Genomic DNA, 23,074 nt, shown 5'->3' with positions numbered 1-23,074 from the left:
AAATGTGTGGAATTGACCCATAAAGATTAAGAATTGACCGATAAATATATGAAATTTGACCCATAAAATATTTATTGACCCAAACTCTGTCAAAACTGACTGCTACACTAACAATAAAACAAAGTAAAAAAAGATGTCACAAAATATACATACAGGGGTATATTGACAATCACACTATGTATACAGTATTATGTAGGTGTACTAAATAACAAATTATTTGTGAAATGTTGAGCAAGTATATTTTTTAATGAATTATATACCCATATAGGTAATTGAGGAGGATGACAATGAAAAAGAAAATAGTAATAGTCGGTGGAGTTGCAGGTGGAGCAACAGCAGCAGCAAGGTTACGAAGATTAGATGAAAATGCAGAAATTATCATGTTTGAACGTGGAGAATATATATCTTTCGCAAACTGCGGTTTACCTTATCATATTAGTGAAGTGATTCCGCAGAGGGACAGTCTTCTCGTTCAAACGGTTGAGGGGATGAGTAAGAAGTTTAACCTAGATATTCGAAATTTTTCAGAAGTGGTAAAAATCAACCGTGAAGAAAAAACTGTAACGGTACATCAAGTACAAACTGGTAAAAAGTATCAAGAAACATATGACAAGCTGATCTTATCTCCAGGAGCAAGACCAATAGTTCCCTCATTTGAAGGTCTTGAACAAGTGAGGAACATGTTCACTTTACGAAATGTACCAGACACCGATCGCATAAAAGCGTGGGTAGATCAGCAACAACCAAAAAAAGCGGTTATCGTTGGTGGTGGGTTTATCGGGCTTGAGATGGCAGAAAGCCTTCATCATCGTGGCATTGAAGTGACAGTAGTTGAACTCGGTAAACAAGTAATGGCGCCACTTGATCCAGAGATGGCTGCGATTGTTCATGAACATTTACGTGACAAGAATGTAAATCTCATTTTGGAGGATGGAGTTAAAGCTTTCAAAAATAATGGTAAAACAATTGTGTTGAACAGTGGTAAAGAGATAGAAAGTGATATTACCATTTTATCAATTGGTGTTCAAGCAGAGAATGAACTTGCCATTGAATCTGGATTAGAAGTAGGAAAACGCGGTGGCATTGTAGTTAATGAGCACCTTCAAACAACTGATAAAAATATATATGCAATTGGTGATGCAATTGAAGTGAAGGATTATTTATTAGGCACAGCAACAATGGTTCCGCTAGCATGGCCTGCTAATCGTCAAGGCCGTTTAGCTGCTGATCATATTTATGGTTTAAATGTTGCTTACAAAGGCACTTTAGGAACTGCAGTTGCCAAAGTGTTTGACTTAACTGTAGCAGTAACGGGAAATAATGCAAAAACATTAAAACATTTGAACATTACTTTCGAAGCTGTGCACGTACATCCAAACTCTAATGCAAGTTATTATCCGGGAGGAAGTCCCGTTTCACTTAAAATGACTTTTGATCCTAACAGTGGAAAAATATTTGGGGTGCAAGGCGTGGGTATTAATGGAGTTGAGAAAAGAATTGACGTAATTGCTACAGCCATTAAAGGTGGATTGTATGTTCATGATTTACCAGATTTAGAGCTAGCTTATGCACCTCCGTACTCTTCAGCCAAGGATCCAGTCAATATGTTAGGATATGTAGCAACTAATGTAGTAGATAAAGAGTTGAAAGTTGTTCATTTTGACCAAATAGATAAAATTATTAATGACGGAGGGTATTTAATTGACGTTCGTGAACCGATGGAATTGGAGCTTGGAGATATTGAAGGCTCCGCGAACATTCCACTGGGGGACTTGCGAGAACAATTAGCAGAATTACCGAAAGATAAACCAATTTATATCACATGTCAAGTAGGGTTACGTGGTTATTTAGCGACTCGTATTCTACAGCAACATGGATTCGATGCATACAATTTAAGTGGTGGCTATAAAACATACTGTTATTACGAAAGAGATAAAAAAGGACGCAGTAATAACAATGTGAAAAATGACAAAGTATGTACCGACAACGATCATATTTTGATAAAAAAAAAGACGATAGACCAACAATAGAGCTTAATTGTATAGGTTTACAATGCCCGGGCCCAATTACTGAAGTATTTAAACGAATGGATACGATGAATCCAGGTGAAATTTTAGAAATCAAAGTAACAGATCCAGGCTTCTCTAGAGATATTGAGGAATGGTGTGACAAAACTGGTAACACCTTTTTATCCAAATTACAAAACGATACTGAATACTCCGTTTTCATCCAAAAAGGAAAAGGTCATACAGACATGAGTTCAACACCTGAGTTTCCTGTTCATTCAGAAGAAAAAGGTGTAACTTTAATCGTCTTTGATCAAGACTATGACAAAGCGATTGCTTCATTTATCATTGCGACTGGAGCTGTTGCGATGGGGAAAAAAGTGACGATGTTCTTTACCTTTTGGGGGCTCAATATCTTAAGAAAAACGATATCACAGAAAAAAGATAAAGATTTTACGAGTAAAATGTTTGGAGCGATGATGCCTGCGGGACCAAATAAATTACCAATATCAAATATGAATATGGGTGGCCTAGGTGTAAAACTGATACAAAGGGTCATGGAAAATAAAAATATTGATAATTTAGAAACGCTTATGCATACAGCGATGGAGTTAGGAGTTGACATGATTGTATGTTCTATGAGTATGGATGTTATGGGTATTCATCAAGAAGAACTTATTGACGGTATTCAAATCGGTGGCGTTGCAACATATTTAGGTAAAGCTGAAGAATCAAATATAAATTTATTTATATAATGGGGACTGACCTCAGGTGTTTTATTGCGACACCGGGGGTCAGTTTCTTATATGTTAAAATAGTATCATTGTTGTTACTTTTCCCTTTTAGTTATGAGATTGGTTTCGGTTTATGGATTGAATGATTTTATTTGTTGCGAGGTGACTGTATATGAAAATGAATGTTGGAATAATTGGGTGTGGGTCTATAACAGAATTCCGTCATGCTCCAGAGTACACGAATCATCCACACGTGAAAGATGTGTTTTTTTATGATCGTAATCTAGATAGAGCTAAGAGACTTGCCAGTATCTTTAATGGAAAAGTAGTTGATGAGATGGAACAAATGTTTAAAGACTCATCTATTCATGCAATTAGTGATTGTTCCTCTAACGAGTCTCATCATATAGTAACCACACAGGCACTACTTAATGATAAGCATGTGTTATGTGAAAAACCAATTGCAAACACAATCAGTGATGCAGAAAAAATGATAAAAACCGCAAAAGAGTCAGGTAAAATTCTTATGATAGCTCAAAACCAGAGGTTTACGAAAGCTCACAAAAAAGCTAAAGAACTTATACATAGTGGTATTTTAGGGAAAGTTTTAACATTTAAGACAAGCTTTGGTCATAAAGGCCCTGAGCATTGGGGTGTAACAAAAAGTAATGCAACATGGTTTTTTAAGAAAGAGAGATCATTTATTGGTGTAGCAGGGGATCTAGGTATACATAAGGTTGATCTTTTACGTTATTTATTAAATGATGACATCGAAGAAGTAAGTTCCTTTCAAGGAGCACTTCATAAAAAGAACGAAGAGGGAAGTCCAATTGAAGTTTGTGATAACATCGTTGGAATTCTTAAAACTAAAAAGGGTGCTCTTGGAACAGCTTCTTTTTCTTGGACTTATTATGGTGATGGGGATGATAGTACAATTATTCATCTTGAAAAAGGCTGCATAAAAATAAATCACAACCCTCAATTTGATATTGAAATAACTACAATTGATGGAAAAAAACAAACTTATCAATATGATGCAAATCATCATGATACAAACAGCGGTGTTATTGATAACTTTGTAGATAGTATTATTCACCAAAGGCAGCCATTAGTTACCGGAGAAGATGGGTTAGCTTCTTTGAAAGTTATTATGGCCATGGTTAAATCAGCAGAGACACGTACAGTTGTTATGGTTTGACCATGACAATATAGGAGGGAAAAATTGATGTCAATGATTACAAACCCCATTTTAAAAGGTTTTAATCCAGATCCTTCTATTTTAAGAGTTGGTGAGGATTATTACATAGCTACATCTACATTTGAATGGACACCCGGTGTGCAAATACATCATTCAAAGGATTTAAAAAATTGGAGCTTGTTGACTCATCCTTTAACACGCAAAAGTCAATTGAACATGATTGGAAATCCCGATTCGGGTGGCGTATGGGCCCCTTGCCTTAGTTATGCAAACGGCATATTTTATCTTGTATACACAAACGTAAAAAGCTTAACTGGGGCATATAAAGATACACATAATTACCTCATTACTGCAAAGGACATTATGGGTCCATGGTCAGAGCCCGTTTATTTGAATAGTAGTGGGTTCGACCCATCATTGTTTCATGATGATGACGGAAAGAAATGGCTACTAAATATGGTGTGGGATCATCGACAGGACAAAAATCCTTTTCATGGAATCGTTATGCAACAGTATTCAGAAGAAGAGCAAAGGCTAATAGGTCCAACCAGTCAAATCTTTAAAGGAACAGAACTTGGTTGCACTGAAGCCCCTCATCTGTATAAAAAAGATGATGATTATTATTTAATGGTAGCTGAAGGTGGAACAGGGTACGAGCATGCTGTTACTATTGCTCGTTCGAAATCTTTACTAGGGGAGTATGTAGTTGATCCATTAAATCCTATGTTAACGTCAATGAATCATGCTGACTTACTATTGCAGAAAGCCGGACATGCCAGTCTAGTGAAGACCCAATCAAATGAATGGTATATCGTCCATTTATGTAGTCGTCCTCTTAAGCCACAAATGAGGTGTATATTAGGACGTGAGACAGCGATACAGAAGGTGTATTGGACTGACGATGGCTGGTTAAGGCTTCAAGAAGGGAATAACCCAAAAGTTGAGGTCATTGCCCCGCAATTATCTGAACACTACTTGGAAGAAGAATGTGAAATCGATCACTTTAATAAAGACCAAATGAATATCCATCTTAGTGCATTGCGCGATTTTGCAAGTGAGGAGTGGGTTTCATTGACGACAAGACCAGGCTATTTAAGAATGACAGGCAGAGAGTCGCTGAACTCACTTCATAAACAAAGTCTACTTGCTAGAAGGCAGCAAGCATTTACGTTTGAAGCGGAGACAGCCGTGCAATTTGACCCGACAAATTTTCAACAAATGGCTGGGTTAGTGTACTACTATAATACGAATAATCACTATTACTTATATATAAGTCATGATGAAGAATTAGGTAAGCATATCGGCTTGATTAGCAGTGATAAGGGTAGATATAATGAACTGAGTTTTCAGAAGGTTTCAGTTGGAGAGTCGGCTAACATATTTTTTAAAATAACTGTCGATCACCAAAATCTACAATTCTATTATTCGGAAGATAGTGTCCGATGGGAAAAAATCGGTCCTGAATTGGATGCTAGTATTCTTTCTGATGATTACATCACTAATTATGAAGATGGTTCCGCTACTGAATTAGCTTTCACAGGGGCGTTTATTGGCATGGCAGTACAAGACTTGACTGGTCAACAGAAGCATGCCGATTTTGATTATTTTAAGTATATTGAACATGATTAAGCTGATAATAGTTTTGGTGTGAGCCGGACATAAAAAATGTAAACATGTACGATGATTAGGGCTGAATCTGAATAGAAGCAGCCCTTTTATATCTGTTAATTTTCTTCAATTCTTAGGTAGGTACTTTTAAACGAGATAAATAGTTGTTCGCTGTATGTTAAACCGCCATTCAAGCTACTTCATAGACATCGTCAGTAGCAAAACGATAGAGTTTTTTTGTTGTGGAAATTTTACAATCGAGACTTCATAAAGTTATACATCAGTTGAGCATGACGTCCTTTTTCTGTATAGGGATTAACTTTCGGGCGTAGTTGGCGAACAAACATTAAATCACATTCATAAGTTCTGCCGTATATACGGTAGCATTCGTCATGTGCCTTACATGCTGCATCAACATCATTGATTGGAGCACCAGGTCCACTACAGCCTGGGCCACACCATCTATAGCCGGGGAAAAGGCACCTTCTCGGACGCAAACTCGTCCTTCTCATAATCACAGTGGTAAACCCCCTTTCAACAATTTTTCCACTTATCTTTAAACCGTTCAGAAGAAGGATATCTTATGTTAATAAAGGAATATTTTGATAATTAGTATATGAATGGAAGTGTTATAGTGAGTGTTTCTTCACCTAGTAAATTACACAACAGTTACAAATAGTTATAATGCGTAGTGTAAGAAGAGTTTTTAGTGAAATTAACTATACGTTCTTATATTGATCTATGAATAGATGATCAAGAAAGCATCAATTTAAACGAAAACAACCTTGTGAAAAAGATGTATTAACTTTTGTAGAATATAGCCTGAGGACAGGTTAAAGGTATATAAATGGTGGGGGCTATCAAAACCAAAATAGAAAGTTCGAATATTCGAAGTTCGTGCCTCTCATAAATGGAATAAAGCGAAAAAGAGAGCGGTTCTAAAGAAATTATGATATTTTGTAATTAGAAAACTAGAATTTAACCTTATATTGATTTTGAGTTAGCTATATTTAGGAGGGGAATAAGTGAAGGATTTGAAACATTCTGAAAAATACATAAATATTAATGGGAGTAATTTTTATACGACTTGTGTTGGTGAAGGCGAGCCGATTGTTTTTCTTCACGGAGGTCCTGGAAGTGAACATCGCTTCTTTTTACCACATATTCTCCCATTAGCGAAAGATTTTAAGTTAATATTGTACGATCAAAGAGGTTGTGGTAAATCAGAAGGATCTAAACAACATAATTATTCTATGGCAGATGAAGTAAACACACTAGAGTTACTACGTGAAAAATTAGGGTATGACAAGCTTAACTTATTTGGTGAGTCTTGGGGATCAATGCTTGCATTATTATATGCAACAACATATCCTGACAGAGTAAACAAAATACTATTGACTGCTGCAATCGGAGTAACAAAAGAAGGGTTTAAAACGTTTGGAAGAGAAGTAGAGAAAAAACTGTCCAAAGAGGCAAAAGACAAATTGGCCAAATTAGAAGTGAGATTAAAAACTGATCATTCGGCTCTGGATCAAATTTTTAATATCTTAGACCCTTATTATGTTTATAATACAGAAGCCTTAAACCGTAAAGAAGAAATCATTAATAATCATGTAGTTAATGAAATGATAGGAAAGGATATACTAAGCAACTTTGACTTATCACCAAAGTTAGATTTGCTGTCAAATATACCAATTCTAGTAGCCCAAGGTAGTCATGATATTTTAACACCAACTCTAATTGAAGACTTGTTGATAAAATCTATCCCTCATGCCAGAATAGTAGAAATCGATAATTGTGGTCATTGGACTGTTGTAGAGTGCCCAGAAAAAATGATAGAAATCACCCGTGAATTTTTTTCATAAATTGTATTTAGTGCGAATTGTGTATATTTATCTTTAATATATTCAATTTATAAATAAATAGGAGCTTTAATTAATTTTTCTTAAGGATTATTAGGTTCAATTAATGCGAAAACAGTCTTTTGGAAGGAAAGTCACTGGATTGTTATGAAAATGAGGTTTTTATTGTGATGACTTTTATAAGGGAGAGAACTTATCATGTTTTTAACTTATCATCATACAAAGACATAATTGTATTAACAATCATTTTTGCCTCCGTCTTATAATCTCGACGGGGGCAAAAAAATGTATATCAAGGTTAAAAGCTTTATCGAACATCAACCTTTATTACCGGCTGTTCTCTACATATACCTAAATAAGCTGGTAGAATATTATGTTTAAGTAGGTACACAACTAGCGTTCGTAGCATCTTTTCTACTCTTAACACGATGACTAACATACAAAGCCACTTGTTATATTACAAATTTGGTGATAATAACAACAAAGTTCACGAAAAGATCCTATAAAAACAATATTGTAACTTGTTTGTAACTAATCATTCCCCTTTTGCTATTAAAATGAAATGGAGGATAAAAATAGAGAAAAGAATGAAAAGGGGAACTTAACATGAAACGAAACAAAGTAATAGTAACAACTGTATTGTCTGCATTGCTTGTAGGAGGTACAGTGACTGGCTTTATGCAAGTACCTGAAAAGGCAAAAGCAAAAGAATCAGTACTAGTAAAAGCTGATAAGAATCAAAACAATCTAGCAATTATTAATAAAACAGCAAGCGAGAATTTAGAAGAAATTTCTTCAACATTTACGATTAACATCCCAGTAATTGAAAATGAAAGTAATACTTCTTCATTACAAAGAATTAATACGATAATGGACTATGAAATCATAGACTTTAAAAATAGACTGCGTAATCAATTTGCCCAAACGTATTTAGACCTTAACGGTGAAGTGTCATTTGGCTTTAGTGGTGATGTAACTTATGAAGTGACGTTTAATAATGATAAGATTGTCAGTATACCAGTCACATACACACAATATACTGGAGGAGCACACTCAAATACAGAAATTGTTGGATATAACTTTAATTTAGAAACAGGTGAAGTGATCTATGTGAGTGACTTATTTAAATCAGACTTTCATTTTCAAAAAGAAATAAACAATAAGATTAAAGAAGAAATCTCTAAACAACCTGAAGGTTATTTTGAAGATGCACTAGTTACAGTAGATCGTCTTGACGTAAACTTTAATTATTTTATTAAGGACAATGCGATTGTCGTTCAATTTAAAGCCTACGAATTATCATCATATTCATCAGGTTTGCCAAGTTTTGAAATACCTCTTAAGGATTTCGAAAATGACTTAACACCTATCGGTAAAAGTATAATTAGTACCAAAAAATAAAACAATCACATATATTAATATGTACAGTCGTAAAAGCCTCTTAAATGCCTTATGGAAAAGAGGCTTTTTTACTTGAACTGAAAAAAGGTTATCCGTCAGAATAAGGTTATATTTGATAAACTATTCTAAAGGCTGCTTTTACATTAATTGATGTTATCATATTAAGAAACAAACTGAACATAGAGTTTTGACGTGTTTTTTCTATAAAACGATAATGTTTGCATAAAACCTCTTATATTAGTATGAAATAAACAAGGTTGCTATCGCATTGATTGGTGTTTGACTTATTAGGAAATAAGTACGTACACAACTATAGTTTTTGGCGTCTTTTCTTGTCTAATATGGTGGCTAACATATAAAGCTACTTTTTTTGTTACAAATTTCGTTATAATAGCAACAAAAGTTTACGATAAGAGCCTTAAGCAAAAGTTGTAACAAAATGTACGAAAAGATAAAAAAATCTTTGAGGTGAAAAAACATGGGATTAGATTTTGTGAAAACTCCCTTTCAACAAGAGTGGTATAACAAGGTGGGCAAGCTTGCAGACGAATTTGCAAAACGTGAGAAACATTATGATATTCATGGAACATTTCCATTTAACAATATTGAACAACTAAAGGAAGCTGGATATACATCATTAACGATTCCTAAACAATTTGGGGGGCAAAATATCTCATTGTATGAGCTTGTTTTGCTACAGGAAAGGCTCGCACAAGGCGATGGAGCTACAGCACTCTCAATTGGTTGGCATATAGGTTGCGTCATGGATATAACTGAAAAAAGTAGATGGGGGCATAATATGTTAACCTATCTTTGTGATCAAGTGAAAAAAGGAAAGCTGATTAATAGAGCTGCAACTGAACGGCAAACTGGAAGTCCTACACGGGGTGGTAAACCACAAACTTATGCTAAAAAAAAGAACTCAAATTGGATTATTAATGGACGAAAAACCTTTACTACGATGGCTCCTACATTGGATTTCTTTCTTGTTAGTGCAGCTGTTGATGATCAATTATGTGAATTTTTAATACCACGTGACTCAACTGGACTTCGAATTGAGGAAGCATGGGATACGATGTCTATGCGTGGAACTGGCAGCCATGATCTTGTTTTAGACCAAGTTGAGGTAGAAGAAAAATTTTTAGTTGAAAGGAATACGAGGGAAAGAAAAGGATTAGCAAATGGATGGTTACTTCATATTCCTGCCTGTTATATGGGTATAGCTATAGCGGCACGTAATTATGCCTTGCATTTTGCTCATACATATTCACCTAGTAGTATAAGTGGACCAATTAGTGAACTACCAAACATCCAAAGAATGACAGGGGAAATGGAGCTAGAACTTATGCAAGCACGCCATTTTATGTATTCAGTTGCAGAACGATACGGTACATCTCAACATAAACAATTGCTTATTCCTGAATTAGGTGCAGTAAAACATGTGGTGACGAATAGTGCAATCTCTGTAGTAGATAAGGCAATGCGTATTTTAGGTGCCCAAAGCTTGTTTAACGACCGACCACTCGAGAGATATTATCGTAATGTTCGAGCAGGACTTCATAATCCACCAATGGATGATGCTGTAATTGGAACCCTTGCACAGCATGCATTTTCAGAGATAACGAATAAAGAATCGAATATACAATCAACAAAGAAAGAATAAATTCAACAGGTTTATGGAAGTTTTTATATAACCACGTATATTTTCCCTTAAGCTAGGGCAATATGTTAGTGAAAAAAATTAAACTAAGGGAGATTGAAAGATTATGAATAAATCAGAATTAGTAAATGTAGTAGCAGAGAAGGCGGAGTTAAGCAAAAAAGATGCTGCGAAGGCAGTAGAAGCTGTATTGTACGCAATTCAGGAGCCATTGACTAAAGGAGAAAAGGTCCAACTAATTGGTTTTGGTAATTTTGTGGTACGTGAACGTGCTGCAAGAAAAGGGCGTAACCCCCAAACAGGTGAAGAGATTCAAATTTCTGCAAGTAAAGTACCAGCATTTGTTGCAGGTAAAGCATTAAAAGAAGCTGTTAATAACTAATAATGATCTCATAGAGATACGTCATCTTTTTTTAGATGACGTATCTTTTTTTGATAGAAATAGTGAATGAATGATAAGAATAATAATTGTTTATGAGCAATATAATGAATCGCTATAGTAATTGCAGCTCGTGGTTGTTAAGTTTATCGTTCACAATTTGTCCATTCATGCAAATTTAAAAATTTGTTAACATTTAAGAGGTAAATAATAAATGCAATCAGAAGGGATTTTTACAGCATGTATGGATTTAATATTGTTAATAAACTTCAAAAAATTGATAAGGATATTCATAGAAGTCAACTAAAATATCATACAAAACGTGTATTAGTAAGCAAAGAATTTACGTTTGATGCTGCACACCATTTACATTGTTATGATGGAAAGTGTAAAAATTTGCACGGTCACACATACAAAGTTGTTTTTGGTATAAGTGGTTTCGTTAATGACATAGGATTAGTAATAGATTTTGGAGAAATCAAAGATATATGGACAAATAACATTGAAGTTTTCCTAGATCACCGTTATATAAATGAAATGTTGCCCCCTATGAATACGACAGCAGAAAACATGGTTGTATGGATTTTTGAGCAAATGCATGAGTCAATTGAAATGAGAAAAGATAAATTGAAAGGTGCTAGGGTTGAGTTTGTTCGCTTATATGAAACTCCTACGTGCTTTGCTGAAGCGAAAAGAGAGTGGATGGAAGATAGGCATTAATGTACTTATTAATGTGAATTCAAGTAATCTAGCTAAGTAACATGATCTCCTACACTGTATAAATGAACCCCCGTACGCGAAAGCATTTTATAAAACTCTTATATATCATCTCCATTCTAATTTTGTAAATTGATTAAGAGTAGTGTTATGAAACTTTTATGTTGATTTTCTTGATGAGCCTGTAACTTAATAGGTGAGGGATATGACTCTTACCATATCAATAGAACGAATCTCAGGATGAATAAATGATCATATTCATAAAATACTGTAAGCTATACTCAAAATCATTCTCTAGACGGAGATAAAATCCAACCTCTATTATAAGACAGTGTGATTATTAAGATTTATAATAGTAGATGTGTATACATTTATTAAAGGGGAGATTAATATGCTAACATTTAAGAAACCTGATGTCGAACAGTTTTTACGTGCGTACAGAATTCAAAATTTTGTCGTGAATAATGATGAAAGTCAGCTTATTTTTAGCACGAACATTAGTGGGAAATTCAATTTGTGGGGAATGGATTTACCTAACCAGTTTCCTTATCCGCTTACATTTAATGATCAAAGTTGTCACGACCTTCGTTACGACAAAGCTGGGAAGTTTGTTATTGCAGCATTTGATCATGAAGGGGACGAAAATACTCAACTATATATGATTCCTCCTCATGGTGGACACTTAAATCCCCTAAGAACGGCAGAGGGGCACCAACACATCAACCCTATTCTGTCAGAAGATGGGAAAAGACTATATTATTCTTCTACGAAGGATGACCCAACATACTTAAAAGGGTACTGTTATCAAATGGATTCAGGAGAAGAAAAGGTAGTAGTAGACGGAGATGGAGCGGCTACATATTTAGCTGGTATTAGTCCAAATGAAGAAAATATGGTTTTAATTAAGCATTTCTCAAATACACATACGTTAGCATATGTAAAAACAGATGAAGAACTATTTTCATTAACACCAGATTCTGAGAATCAACATACGGTCAACGATGTAGTTTATGTATCTGATTCAGAGCTCTTTTTCCTTACTGATTACAATGAAGATTTTTCATATATAGCAAAATTTGATATCGTAAATCGAAAATTTAGTAAGGTGGTTTCTTTACAAGATGAAAGCTTTAACACTATTAAATATAATGACAGTCAAAAGCAATTATATGTAGTGAGTGAAAAAGGTGTTGAAGACCATTTATATGTATACGATCTTAAGTCAAGTCAATTAAAAGAAATACAACTTCCTGTTGGAAAGGTCGAACAGCTATCAGTTTCAGAAAAAGGTAATATTTATTTGTTAGGTACAGCTGCGACAAAGCCTTGGAATATATATGTAAAAGAGACTGGTACAAACGAATGGGTATCATTGACTAATAACCGAGTGTTAGGTGTAGACGAGGAACAGCTAGTTGATCCTCTAGTACTGAAATATAAATCATTTGATGGTCTGGAAATTGAATCACTCTTTTTCAAAGCAAAGCCTGAAAACAGTAATGGTCACGTAGTTTTTTGGCCACATGGAGGACCACAAGCTGCAGAACGAAAATTCTTTAGAGGTGTGTTTCAATATATTATTAATGAAGGGTTTAGTATATTTGCTCCAAACTTCAGAGGATCAACTGGTTATGGTTTGCAATTTACCAAAATGGTTGAAGGTGACTGGGGGCATGGACCGCGGCTTGATAATGTCGAAGGCATAGAGTTTCTCATAAATAATGGCTATGCTGAAAGAGATAAAATCTTTCTTATGGGTGGAAGCTTTGGAGGGTACATGTCGTTGCTCCTCCATGGTAGACATCCAGAATACTTCAAAGCTGTTGTAGACATTTTTGGACCTAGTGATCTGTTTTCCTTCATTAATTCGGTACCAGAACATTGGAAACCTGTTATGAACCAGTGGGTAGGAGACCCTGAAAAAGATAAAGAGAAATTAATTGAGTATTCACCGATCACATATTTAGAAAATATGACAAAACCTATGCTCGTCATACAAGGCGCAAATGATCCTCGTGTTGTTAAAGCTGAGTCAGATAAAATTGTTCAAGCATTACAGGAGAAAGGGCGAGAAGTCGAGTATATTGTTTTAGAAGATGAAGGGCACGGTTTTTCTAAAAAGGAAAATGAGCTTAAGGTGTACAGAGCTGTAAGTGAGTTCTTTAACAAACATATGTAAGGATAGCATAATCCTTCATACCATTATGGAATTAAGTTCTACGGTATAGAAACGGACTTAAGTCAAACAAACCAAAATCCTACTTATTTTGTGAAAAAACAAAATGAGTAGGATTTTAATTTTTCACAAACTACACTTTTCTTCACATCTTTTTTGATATATATATAACTTCTTGCGATGAATTTCAATGTGTTGTCGTATAACTTGTTAAAGTCCCTTCCAATGTCAGTACCTAACCTTTGTATAAAGTGTCTAAGTATTTGTTTTAATATAGAAAGTTTCTTTCCCTTTGGAGCGAACTTATCAAAAATAAGTATCTCTCCATCTAGCTTTAAAACTCGTATTATAGCTCAGTATTTTCATATTTGATTTTAAATATTATTTCTATTGATCAGCTTTTTATTATGTAAACCTCACTATTCTACTAATGTCCTCTAGAGCTAGGCTGCATCATAAATTAGTGTAGTGTTTCCACATTCACCAATTTGAACAATTACAATAGCTATATTTCTTCTAGAAAAAACTATATATCTTTTAGTTAATTGCTAATCAGGCTATAGGATGAATCAAACTCATTCCTAAGCTAGTTTATCTTTGGAATTATTTAGCATATTCTTTAAAGATAATAGTCAAAGACATTTATGTACAATACCTAACTATGTAGCGTAAGGGAGGATAAATTAAAATGTTAAAAGCAAAAACGCCAAATTTTATTGATGCTAACAAACAAATTATTCAAGATAGTATTGCTTCGTTAGAAATGATTAGAATCGGTGGAGTCGAACAATGCATTCTTATAAGGGGAAAAAATAAACATAAACCGCTAATACTTTTTTTACACGGGGGACCTGGTGCTGCTCAAATAGGGTATGCTCCAAAGCTTCAGCAAAAGCTAGAGGAAGATTTTGTAGTCGTGAACTGGGATCAAAGGGGTGCAGGAAAATCTTACTCAAAAGAAATTCAAATTGACAGTTTAAATATTAGCCAATTCCTCTCAGATGTACACGAGTTAGTAGTATTACTTATTCAGAGATTTAATCAACAGAAATTATACTTAGTCGGGCATTCCTGGGGAAGTCTATTAGGATCGTTATTTGTCAAGAAGCACCCTGAGCTAATACATGCATATATCGGTGTTGGTCAATTTGTGAATATGGTGAAAAATGAAGAAATCTCTTATCGTTTTACACTTGAGAAGGCTCATAGAACAAAGAATAGCAAGGCACAGAAGCAGTTAGAAAAAATTGGATATCCACCATATGATAAATTTACTGACATCGTTATTCAGAGAAAGTGGTTAGATAAATTTGGTGGTGCTGTTCATGGATCTACCATGATGAAGTCCATGCGTAAATCGGCATCTTATAGAGAATATTCTATTGTAGATTGGCTACGCTTTATGAGATATAATAAATTTTCTTTTTCCAACAGTAAGCTATGGGATGAGCTGATGGCGATGGATTTACTAAGCGAAGTGGATGAAATGAAAGTACCAGTGTATATTTGTGTTGGACGTTATGACTACACTACACCGTTTGAGCTTGCTGAAGAATATTATGAGCATTTAAAAGCGCCAAAAAAAGAACTCGTGTGGTTTGAAAAATCAGCTCATTCACCCAATTTTGAAGAGCCAGATAAATTTTACGAAGTGTGTATGCAAGCAACAAAATAATAGTGATAACGAAAACAACTGACCGTGACGCCCTATGGTTACGCCGGTCAGTTGTTCTAAGCTGTATTTATAATGATATTTTTTCGTTAATCTTATGAATAATGGCATGTGCGACACCATGCTCATCATTAAGTAATGTCGTCATATGACAAATATCTTTAATCTCTTGTTTTGCGTTTCCCATTGCAACACTATACCCAACCTTTTTAAGCATCGACAAATCGTTATGGCTATCTCCAATTGCTACTGTTTCGCTAAGTGGAATGTTTAGCATATTTGCCACAAGCTGTACAGCATTTCCTTTAGATGCTTCATGATGTTGAAGTTCAAAATTATTATCTGCTGATGAAACAACAGTGAGGTTTTCTTGTTCTGTGAAATAAGCCCATCCTTGTTGTCGCTTTTCCTCATCTAAGGAAAAAGCAAGGATGTTATAAACTGCTTCATTTGTATGAAGAATATCTTGATAGTGATTAACAAATGTAAAGCCTGTTTGAGTAAATTGTTTTTGCGTATCGGCAAGAAGTTTTTCTTTACTTATTTCTGGGTTTGCACTTGTTAAACGGTCTACCTCGATAGCCAAAACATCACGACAACGATGTGGAGTATATATTCCGTTATCTGTTGTAACCTCGTAATAGAGTTCGGTGTCTTCTAGAAACTTGATACTTCGTTCAACTACATTATTTTCCATAGCAAATGAATGCAGTAATTCACCTTTTTCTGTATGAATCATCGCCCCATTTGAACTAATGATCTTTGTTGATAACCCAGCTTCTCTACATATTTTAACGGCATCAAAATATGCTCTTCCTGTTGCAATGATAACTTCTACACCATTGTCCTGAGCGTCTTTAATTGCAGCTAAGTTTACTTTACTAATATTCTTCTTATGATTTAGTAGGGTGCCATCAAGATCTATTGCAAGTAATTTCATGAACCTTTTCCTCCTAGATTCTATATGAATGGCTGTTATTGTATAAAATGTTGTCTTTCGTACAAAAAATTTAAAACGTATACGACTAAATTACGTGGTATCTTTTCTCCGATAAAAGATGTCAAACGTATTAAATCCTTTCTTACTATATAATTTGGTGACAAAAACAACAAAGTATAAGAAAAGAGCCTTATAAAGGGTTGTTCGCAATGATAGTTTTTGTTCGTGTGAAGAAGTAAACACAGACACAACTTGTGTTCGTGCATCTTTTCTTCCGAAAAACAATGTCGAGCGTATTAAATTTTTTTTATAATAATTTTGCAAAAATAACAACAAAGTATAAGAAAAGAGCCTTATAAATGGCTTAGCAATAATAGTTGTTTTTAGTATTAAGAAGAAAACACGTACACAACACGGTCGTAGCTCTTTTCTTCGCTAACTATTATAAAAATGATATATTACTCATCAGTTACTCAAAAGTAGGTGATAAAGCAACACAGATACGAAAAGAGCCTTATAAATTTAACATTTGTGAAGAGGCAACTAATACTTCAACATCATAGTCATCCAGAACTTTCATGAGTGATTCATCAATTTGTTGATCAGTAATGATCACATCAATTTGTGATAATGCTGCAAATGTAAAAAAAGCCTGTGTATGAAATTTGGTTGAATCAGCTAAAACGATTACTTCAGTTGCTTGCTCAATCATTTTCTTTTTTACAAATCCATCCTCTTCATGCGCAATGGTTAGACCGCGATTTGATATGCCAGTAACACCAATAAATGCTTTGTCAACGTTGTAGTGTGAAAGCTTTTCTACAGTGGATGAACCATAGAGAAAGCGGTGTTCTTTATTTAATTGACCACCTAGCAAGTATATGTCTGCTCCAGGGTTATTGGACAATATTAAAGAATGACTAATTGAATTTGTTACTACTGTACAATCTGTAGCTTGAAGAAACTCTGCACAAGCTTGGACGGTTGTAGATTCATCCATAATAATAATATCGCCATCATTTACTAGCGTGGCTGCAACTCTACCAATTGCTTCTTTCTCTTTAGAAAGGAGATGTAGTCTGTCTTTATAACTTTTAATTTCATTATTTAAAGTTGGTAGAATTGCTCCACCTCTTGTGCGCAAGATAGCTTGCTTTTCTTCAAGCTTGACAAGGTCACGCCGAGCAGTATCACGTGAAACATTATATTGTTGACAAATTTCATCAACGCTTATCTTTTTATGGATTTTTAAGTAATTAAGAATGGCAAGCATTCTTTCCTCTTGGAACAAAATATCACATCCTTTTATACAGTTGTTATAAGTGATTATAAGTAAAAATAATAAAATAATCAAGTGTTTATAAGCTTTAGTAATTATTAATAAGTAATATTGAGTTATTTTCGTATGAAATGTAGTTTTTCCTACTAGGAAATAAACGCGTATACAACTAGGTTTCGGGGCTTTTTTCTTCTATAAAACGATGATTGGTGAGTAAAATGCTGTTTTTATTGTCAATTTTAGGAACTATCACAACAAAGTTGAGGAAAGAGCCTAATATTAAGGTAATAATACTTAATTAGCATATGAAAAATTATCATTGACTACTTGTATATACAGGTTTATACTTTAAGTGTAATTTGTATATACAAGTTTACTTAATATGTAAGCGATATCAGGAGGGTGAGATGATGGGGGAAAAACAACAAGTTGAGCAAATTATTAATGCAATAGGTGGGAAAGAAAACATTGAGGCAGCAACACATTGTGTTACAAGATTAAGGTTTGCGTTAAGAGATGATGATATCGTAGATAAGGAAGCTTTAGAAAAAATAGAAATTGTAAAAGGTACTTTTCTTGCGAATGGTCAATTCCAAGTTGTTATCGGTCAAGGTTTAGTAGATAAAATATATAAACAACTCGTAGAAATGGCCGAAATAGGTAGCTCAACTAAAGAGGAGATTAAAACAGTTGCCGAAAAGAAATTAAACCCAATTCAGCGAATGATTAAAATGTTAGCAGATATTTTCATACCTATTTTACCTGCCATCGTTACCGCGGGGTTATTAATGGGGATTAATAATATTCTAACTGGTCCAGGTATTTTTTATGATGAGAAATCTTTAATAGACGTTCATACACAATGGAAAGATATTGCTGATATTATAAATTTAATTGCTAATACTGCGTTCGTTTTTTTACCTGGTCTAATTGGTTGGTCAGCTGTAAAACGTTTTGGTGGAAGTCCGTTACTCGGTATAGTGCTCGGCCTAATGCTTGTTCATCCCGGTTTACTTAATGCATGGGCTTATGGAGATGCGTTAGCAAATAACGAAGTTCCTTACTGGAATTTATTCGGTTTAGACGTAGCAAAAATAGGATATCAGGGTCAAGTGTTACCTGTATTAATAGCATCATTTGTATTAGCCAAGATTGAGCTGTTTTTAAATAAGAGGATTGCGGATGCTTTCAAACTTTTATTAGTTGCACCAATTACTTTATTAGTCACAGGGTTTTTATCATTTATTATTATTGGTCCAATTACTTTCGCAATTGGGAATGGTATTACAGATGGGTTAGTATTGGTTTTTGATAAATTTGCAGCATTAGGTGGATTATTATACGGTGGACTTTACGCATTACTAGTAGTAACAGGGATGCACCATACTTTCTTAGCAGTAGATATACAACTGATAGGTAGTACTGGTGGAACATTCTTATGGCCAATTCTTGCTTTATCGAATATTGCTCAAGGGTCTGCAGCGTTTGCTATGATGGTAGTATCAAAAGATGAAAAACTAAAAGGGTTATCACTTACATCAGGGATCTCAGCATTTTTAGGAATTACAGAACCAGCTATGTTTGGTGTTAATATTCGGTTTAAATACCCGTTTCTTTTTGCAATACTTGGTTCAGCAATAGCAGGTTTATTTATTACAATAAATGCTGTTCAAGCTTTCTCTATAGGTGTAGGAGGTCTTCCAGGATTTTTATCAATTGTACCTGATAAGTGGATATCATTTTTTATAGGTATGGCAATCGTATTAGTAGTCCCGTTTGTATTAACAATAGTATACGGTAAACTAAAGAAAAGCTAATTAAGATGTTCAAGTACACATGAGATTGTTTAAAATAGACGGCGTCGATCTTCCACTTGATTGAAAGGTTACAGGTCGGATATAAAATCCTTATAACTCATTTTTTAACTTCATTTGATATAGCCGTGTTTACTAAAATATTCTTTTTAGTGAATTTATCCTAAACGATGATTGAGCGCAGAAAAAGCAAAGCTTTTTCTGCGATGCTCATTTTGTGTAGTTATTGAGCTCAGTGGTAGATTTTATAAAGAGAATATAAGTAATTATAAGGTTCAGGATACGTATGACTAGGAATTAGTAGGTAAATGAAACGATGAAATGGTCATCAATACAATCGATAATTTCTGTACTTTTATTGGAATGATTAATGCATCCAAGATTACTCAACAAAAGGATAGGTGGTAACAAAATGAAAGACCCTTGGTGGAAGAGATCTGTAGTATATCAAATTTATCCAAAAAGCTTCAAAGATACAACTGGAAACGGTGTAGGTGATTTACAGGGAATCATTTCTAAGCTTGATTATTTAACTGAACTTGGTGTAGACATTATATGGCTAACACCTATATACAAATCCCCACAGCGAGATAATGGTTATGATATTAGTGATTATTTTAGTATTCATGAGGAATATGGAACGATGGCTGACTTTGACTTATTATTAACTGAAGCACACAAAAAAAATATGAAGGTTATTATGGATATTGTTGTAAATCATACATCGATTGAGCATACTTGGTTTAAACAGTCACGTGAAAGTATGAAAAATAAATATCGTGATTTTTATATATGGCATGATGATATGGGAAAGGAACCAAATAATTGGCAATCCAAGTTTGGAAACTCAGCCTGGGAACTTGATGATCAAACAGGTCAATACTATTTACACTTGTTCGACATTACACAAGCAGATTTAAACTGGGAAAATGAACAAGTTCGCGAACATGTATATGAGATGATGCATTTTTGGTTTAAAAAAGGAGTTGACGGCTTTCGTTTAGATGTCATTAATCTTATTTCTAAAGATCAGCAATTTCCTAATGATGACATAACCAGATCAGGTGCTACAGGGGACGGAAGGAAGTTTTATACCGATGGTCCACGTGTTCATGAGTTTATACATGAGATGAATAGACAAGTGTTTTCAAAGTACGATAGTATGACAGTCGGCGAGATGTCATCAACAACGATTGACCACTGTATTAAATATACAAATCCAAAAAGACATGAGCTTGATATGACCTTTAATTTTCATCATTTAAAGGTTGATTATCCAAATGGAGAGAAATGGGAGGTTGCAAATTTTGACTTTTTGCGACTAAAACAAATTTTGTCCACATGGCAGAGTGAAATGATCAAAGGTGGTGGCTGGAATGCTTTGTTTTGGTGTAATCATGACCAGCCAAGAATTGTATCAAGATTTGGTAATGATCAAAGGTACCATAAGGAATCTGCTAAAATGCTAGCAACAACGATTCATATGATGCAAGGGACACCTTATATATATCAAGGAGAAGAAATTGGAATGACAAATCCTAACTTTGATCGCATAGAGGATTACCGTGACGTAGAGTCGTTGAATATGTACGAGATTAAAAAGAAGGAAGGAATGAAAGAGAACGAAATAATCAACATTTTAAAACAAAAATCTAGAGATAACTCAAGAACACCTATACAATGGGAGAATAGCAAAAATGCTGGCTTTTCAGAAGGAAAACCTTGGATTAATGTTTCTGCTAATTATAAACATATAAATGCAGTTCAAGCTCTACATGATAACAATTCTGTCTTCTATCATTATAAAAAACTAATTTCATTAAGGAAAAAGTATGACATCATCACATATGGGGATTTTCAACTAATTTTAGAAGATCATCCGCATATTTTCGCGTATGTGAGAAGTTTTAAGAATGAAAAATTGTTAGTGATAAATAATTTTTATGCTAAAGAAGTTACTTTTCTTTTACCTGAAACGGTCGAAATAAATGGTTATTCTAACAGTATATTATTATCAAATTATGATGGTTCACCAATGAACATTAATAATATCGAACTAAGGCCGTATGAATCGATTATTTATCACTTGACAAAATGATGATACAATAAATTTGGTGATTTAATATGAGACAAAACAAATATAATGCAATATATAACGATATTACAGGAAAGATTCAACGTGGAGAAATAGAACCGAATACAAAATTACCATCTGAACATGATTTAGCAAAAAATTATGATACATCAAGAGAAACGATTAGAAAAGCCTTGAATTTGCTATCGTTAAACGGCTATATTCAAAAGGTGAAGGGTAAAGGGTCTATCGTGTTGGATTTACGAAAGCTTCAATTCCCGGTATCAGAGCTAGTAAGCTTTAAAGAAATTGCTCAAAAGATGGAAGGGCGATTAGCAACACATGTTCATGAGGTCGTTTTAAGTGAACCTAACCTTTATATTCAAGATCATTTGAATATATCATCAACTGAAAAAGTATGGGAAGTCGTGCGAGTTAGGGAAATCAATGAAGAGAAAATTATTTTGGATAAAGATTATTTTATTCAGAAAATCGTACCGACATTAACGAAGCAAATTTGTAAGAATTCTATCTATGAATATTTAGAGAAAGAATTGAATTACAAAATAAGCTTTGCAAAGAAAGAAATTACAGTTGAAGAGGCAACGGAGGAAGATAAGCATCACTTAGATTTAAATGGTGATCGACACATTGTTGTAGTCAAAAATTATGTATATTTAGATGATGCTAAGTTATTTCAATATACAGAATCTAGACATCGAATGGATAAGTTCAAATTTGTAGATTTTGCTAGAAGAGGTCAATAAGAAAGTTCTTTTTATGAGTCCCATTCATTGTAGTTCTGATCGAGTTAGACTCAGTATTTAGGTGTTATCTAGGCATGAGCGGTATACCGACCTCATGCCTTTTCTTTTTGTGAAGAAAAACTGCTCACTTAATTATTGTGAAAATTGTACTATACATGAACCCTAATTCTTAATTAGGTGGAGTATAGTCTCCTGCTGACTTTCTTACGTGAAGACGAAGTTTACATGATATATAATAGGAAATTCAGCTAAGTTAATCATGCAATGCTTATACTCATGATAAACATGTATTTTACATAAGAAAGAGAACCTTTAGTACAAGTAATTACTATTATATTGAAAAAGGGGGAGGTTAATTTTGTGTTTATAAGACCTAGTAAAGGTAAAATTATTTCCGGTTTTCGGACAAAGCGTAGGCCAAATCATCACGGTATTGACATTTCTCAATCGGGTAAAACCGAGATTTTAGCAGTTGCTAATGGGAAGGTTAGTCGTTCGTATACATCAAAAAGCTATGGAGAAGTCATTTTTGTTGTTCATCATATTAATGGTCAAACGTGGGAGACAGTATATTCACATCTAGAACTAGGGACAAGAAAGGTAAAGGTGAATCAACTAGTAAAACAAGGTCAATTATTAGGATATATGGGTGAAACGGGTTATGCTTCAAGGCAGCATCTTCATTTTGAACTTCACAAAGGTCGATGGAATATTAATAAAACCAATGCTGTTAACCCGTTGGATTTTTTATAGAAAGTTGATCTATCATTTTTTATTCTAGTAGACT

At 34.2% G+C, this 23,074-nt stretch carries 19 protein-coding genes; 15 read left to right on the top strand and 4 right to left on the bottom strand.

Annotated elements, in window-relative coordinates; translation table 11 throughout:
- The first annotated feature begins 287 nt into the window (after positions 1-287).
- From V1503_RS02080 to V1503_RS02065, 4 genes are all read left to right on the top strand, one after another.
- Positions 288-2,030 (top strand): CoA-disulfide reductase, encoded by a 1,743-nt coding sequence (locus V1503_RS02080; RefSeq protein WP_410624440.1) that lies wholly within the window; start codon positions 288-290, stop codon positions 2,028-2,030.
- Complete coding sequence (locus V1503_RS02075) at positions 1,976-2,761, top strand: DsrE/DsrF/DrsH-like family protein (protein ID WP_410624438.1); 786 nt, start codon at positions 1,976-1,978, stop codon at positions 2,759-2,761. The genes V1503_RS02080 and V1503_RS02075 overlap by 55 nt, the downstream gene beginning before the upstream one ends.
- A gap of 151 nt (positions 2,762-2,912) precedes the next feature.
- Positions 2,913-3,938, top strand: a complete 1,026-nt coding sequence (locus tag V1503_RS02070) for a Gfo/Idh/MocA family protein (protein WP_410624436.1) — start codon at positions 2,913-2,915, stop codon at positions 3,936-3,938.
- Between the two features lie 27 nt (positions 3,939-3,965).
- Positions 3,966-5,567, top strand: coding sequence for a glycoside hydrolase family 43 protein (locus V1503_RS02065; protein WP_410624434.1), 1,602 nt, complete (start codon positions 3,966-3,968; stop codon positions 5,565-5,567).
- A gap of 230 nt (positions 5,568-5,797) precedes the next feature.
- Here V1503_RS02065 and V1503_RS02060 read toward each other — a convergent pair whose 3' ends face one another.
- Complete coding sequence (locus tag V1503_RS02060; RefSeq protein WP_214482197.1) at positions 5,798-6,058, bottom strand: phospholipase; 261 nt, start codon at positions 6,056-6,058, stop codon at positions 5,798-5,800.
- Between the two features lie 513 nt (positions 6,059-6,571).
- Here V1503_RS02060 and V1503_RS02055 point away from each other — a divergent pair.
- A complete protein-coding gene (locus V1503_RS02055) occupies positions 6,572-7,411 on the top strand; it encodes an alpha/beta fold hydrolase (RefSeq protein WP_410624432.1) in 840 nt (279 codons plus the stop codon).
- A 304-nt stretch (positions 7,412-7,715) separates the two neighbouring features.
- On the opposite strand, the gene V1503_RS02050 is transcribed toward V1503_RS02055, so the two are convergent.
- Positions 7,716-7,847 (bottom strand): hypothetical protein, encoded by a 132-nt coding sequence (locus tag V1503_RS02050; protein WP_410624430.1) that lies wholly within the window; start codon positions 7,845-7,847, stop codon positions 7,716-7,718.
- Positions 7,848-8,014: 167 nt separating this feature from the next.
- On the opposite strand from V1503_RS02050, the gene V1503_RS02045 reads away from it, so the two are divergent.
- The 6 genes from V1503_RS02045 (at position 8,015) to V1503_RS02020 (ending at position 15,416) form a co-directional block, all read left to right on the top strand.
- Positions 8,015-8,809, top strand: a complete 795-nt coding sequence (locus V1503_RS02045) for a DUF3298 and DUF4163 domain-containing protein (protein WP_410624428.1) — start codon at positions 8,015-8,017, stop codon at positions 8,807-8,809.
- Positions 8,810-9,287: 478 nt separating this feature from the next.
- Positions 9,288-10,472 (top strand): acyl-CoA dehydrogenase family protein, encoded by a 1,185-nt coding sequence (locus V1503_RS02040; protein ID WP_410624426.1) that lies wholly within the window; start codon positions 9,288-9,290, stop codon positions 10,470-10,472.
- Between the two features lie 103 nt (positions 10,473-10,575).
- On the top strand, positions 10,576-10,851 hold the full coding sequence (locus V1503_RS02035; RefSeq protein ID WP_410624424.1) for an HU family DNA-binding protein: 276 nt from the start codon (positions 10,576-10,578) through the stop codon (positions 10,849-10,851).
- 237 nt (positions 10,852-11,088) lie between these two features.
- Entirely contained in the window at positions 11,089-11,568 is a 480-nt protein-coding gene (gene queD, locus V1503_RS02030; RefSeq protein ID WP_214481924.1) for a 6-carboxytetrahydropterin synthase QueD, read from the top strand.
- A 388-nt stretch (positions 11,569-11,956) separates the two neighbouring features.
- Entirely contained in the window at positions 11,957-13,744 is a 1,788-nt protein-coding gene (locus V1503_RS02025; RefSeq protein WP_410624422.1) for a S9 family peptidase, read from the top strand.
- 685 nt (positions 13,745-14,429) lie between these two features.
- Positions 14,430-15,416, top strand: coding sequence for an alpha/beta fold hydrolase (locus V1503_RS02020; protein ID WP_410624420.1), 987 nt, complete (start codon positions 14,430-14,432; stop codon positions 15,414-15,416).
- A gap of 67 nt (positions 15,417-15,483) precedes the next feature.
- On the opposite strand, the gene V1503_RS02015 is transcribed toward V1503_RS02020, so the two are convergent.
- Together V1503_RS02015 and V1503_RS02010 are read right to left on the bottom strand one after the other, a co-directional pair.
- Complete coding sequence (locus tag V1503_RS02015) at positions 15,484-16,353, bottom strand: Cof-type HAD-IIB family hydrolase (protein ID WP_410624418.1); 870 nt, start codon at positions 16,351-16,353, stop codon at positions 15,484-15,486.
- Positions 16,354-16,867: 514 nt separating this feature from the next.
- Entirely contained in the window at positions 16,868-17,644 is a 777-nt protein-coding gene (locus V1503_RS02010; protein WP_410624416.1) for a DeoR/GlpR family DNA-binding transcription regulator, read from the bottom strand.
- A gap of 398 nt (positions 17,645-18,042) precedes the next feature.
- Between V1503_RS02010 and treP the strand changes: the two genes are divergently transcribed.
- The 4 genes from treP (at position 18,043) to V1503_RS01990 (ending at position 23,040) form a co-directional block, all read left to right on the top strand.
- Complete coding sequence (gene treP / locus V1503_RS02005) at positions 18,043-19,449, top strand: PTS system trehalose-specific EIIBC component (RefSeq protein WP_410624414.1); 1,407 nt, start codon at positions 18,043-18,045, stop codon at positions 19,447-19,449.
- 409 nt (positions 19,450-19,858) lie between these two features.
- Entirely contained in the window at positions 19,859-21,544 is a 1,686-nt protein-coding gene (gene treC / locus V1503_RS02000) for an alpha,alpha-phosphotrehalase (RefSeq protein WP_410624412.1), read from the top strand.
- Positions 21,545-21,570: 26 nt separating this feature from the next.
- Positions 21,571-22,287 (top strand): trehalose operon repressor, encoded by a 717-nt coding sequence (gene treR, locus V1503_RS01995; protein ID WP_410624410.1) that lies wholly within the window; start codon positions 21,571-21,573, stop codon positions 22,285-22,287.
- 360 nt (positions 22,288-22,647) lie between these two features.
- Positions 22,648-23,040 carry a M23 family metallopeptidase gene (locus tag V1503_RS01990; RefSeq protein WP_410624408.1) on the top strand — a complete coding sequence of 131 codons (393 nt, stop codon included), beginning with the start codon at positions 22,648-22,650 and terminating at the stop codon, positions 23,038-23,040.
- Positions 23,041-23,074 lie beyond the last annotated feature (34 nt).

Origin of the sequence: Nanhaiella sioensis, from assembly GCF_046557775.1 — a bacterium.
Classification (GTDB): Bacteria; Bacillota; Bacilli; order Bacillales; family SM2101; genus Nanhaiella; species Nanhaiella sioensis.
Note: the sequence above shows the minus strand (reverse complement) of the source record. Positions and strands in the feature narration are given on the sequence as shown.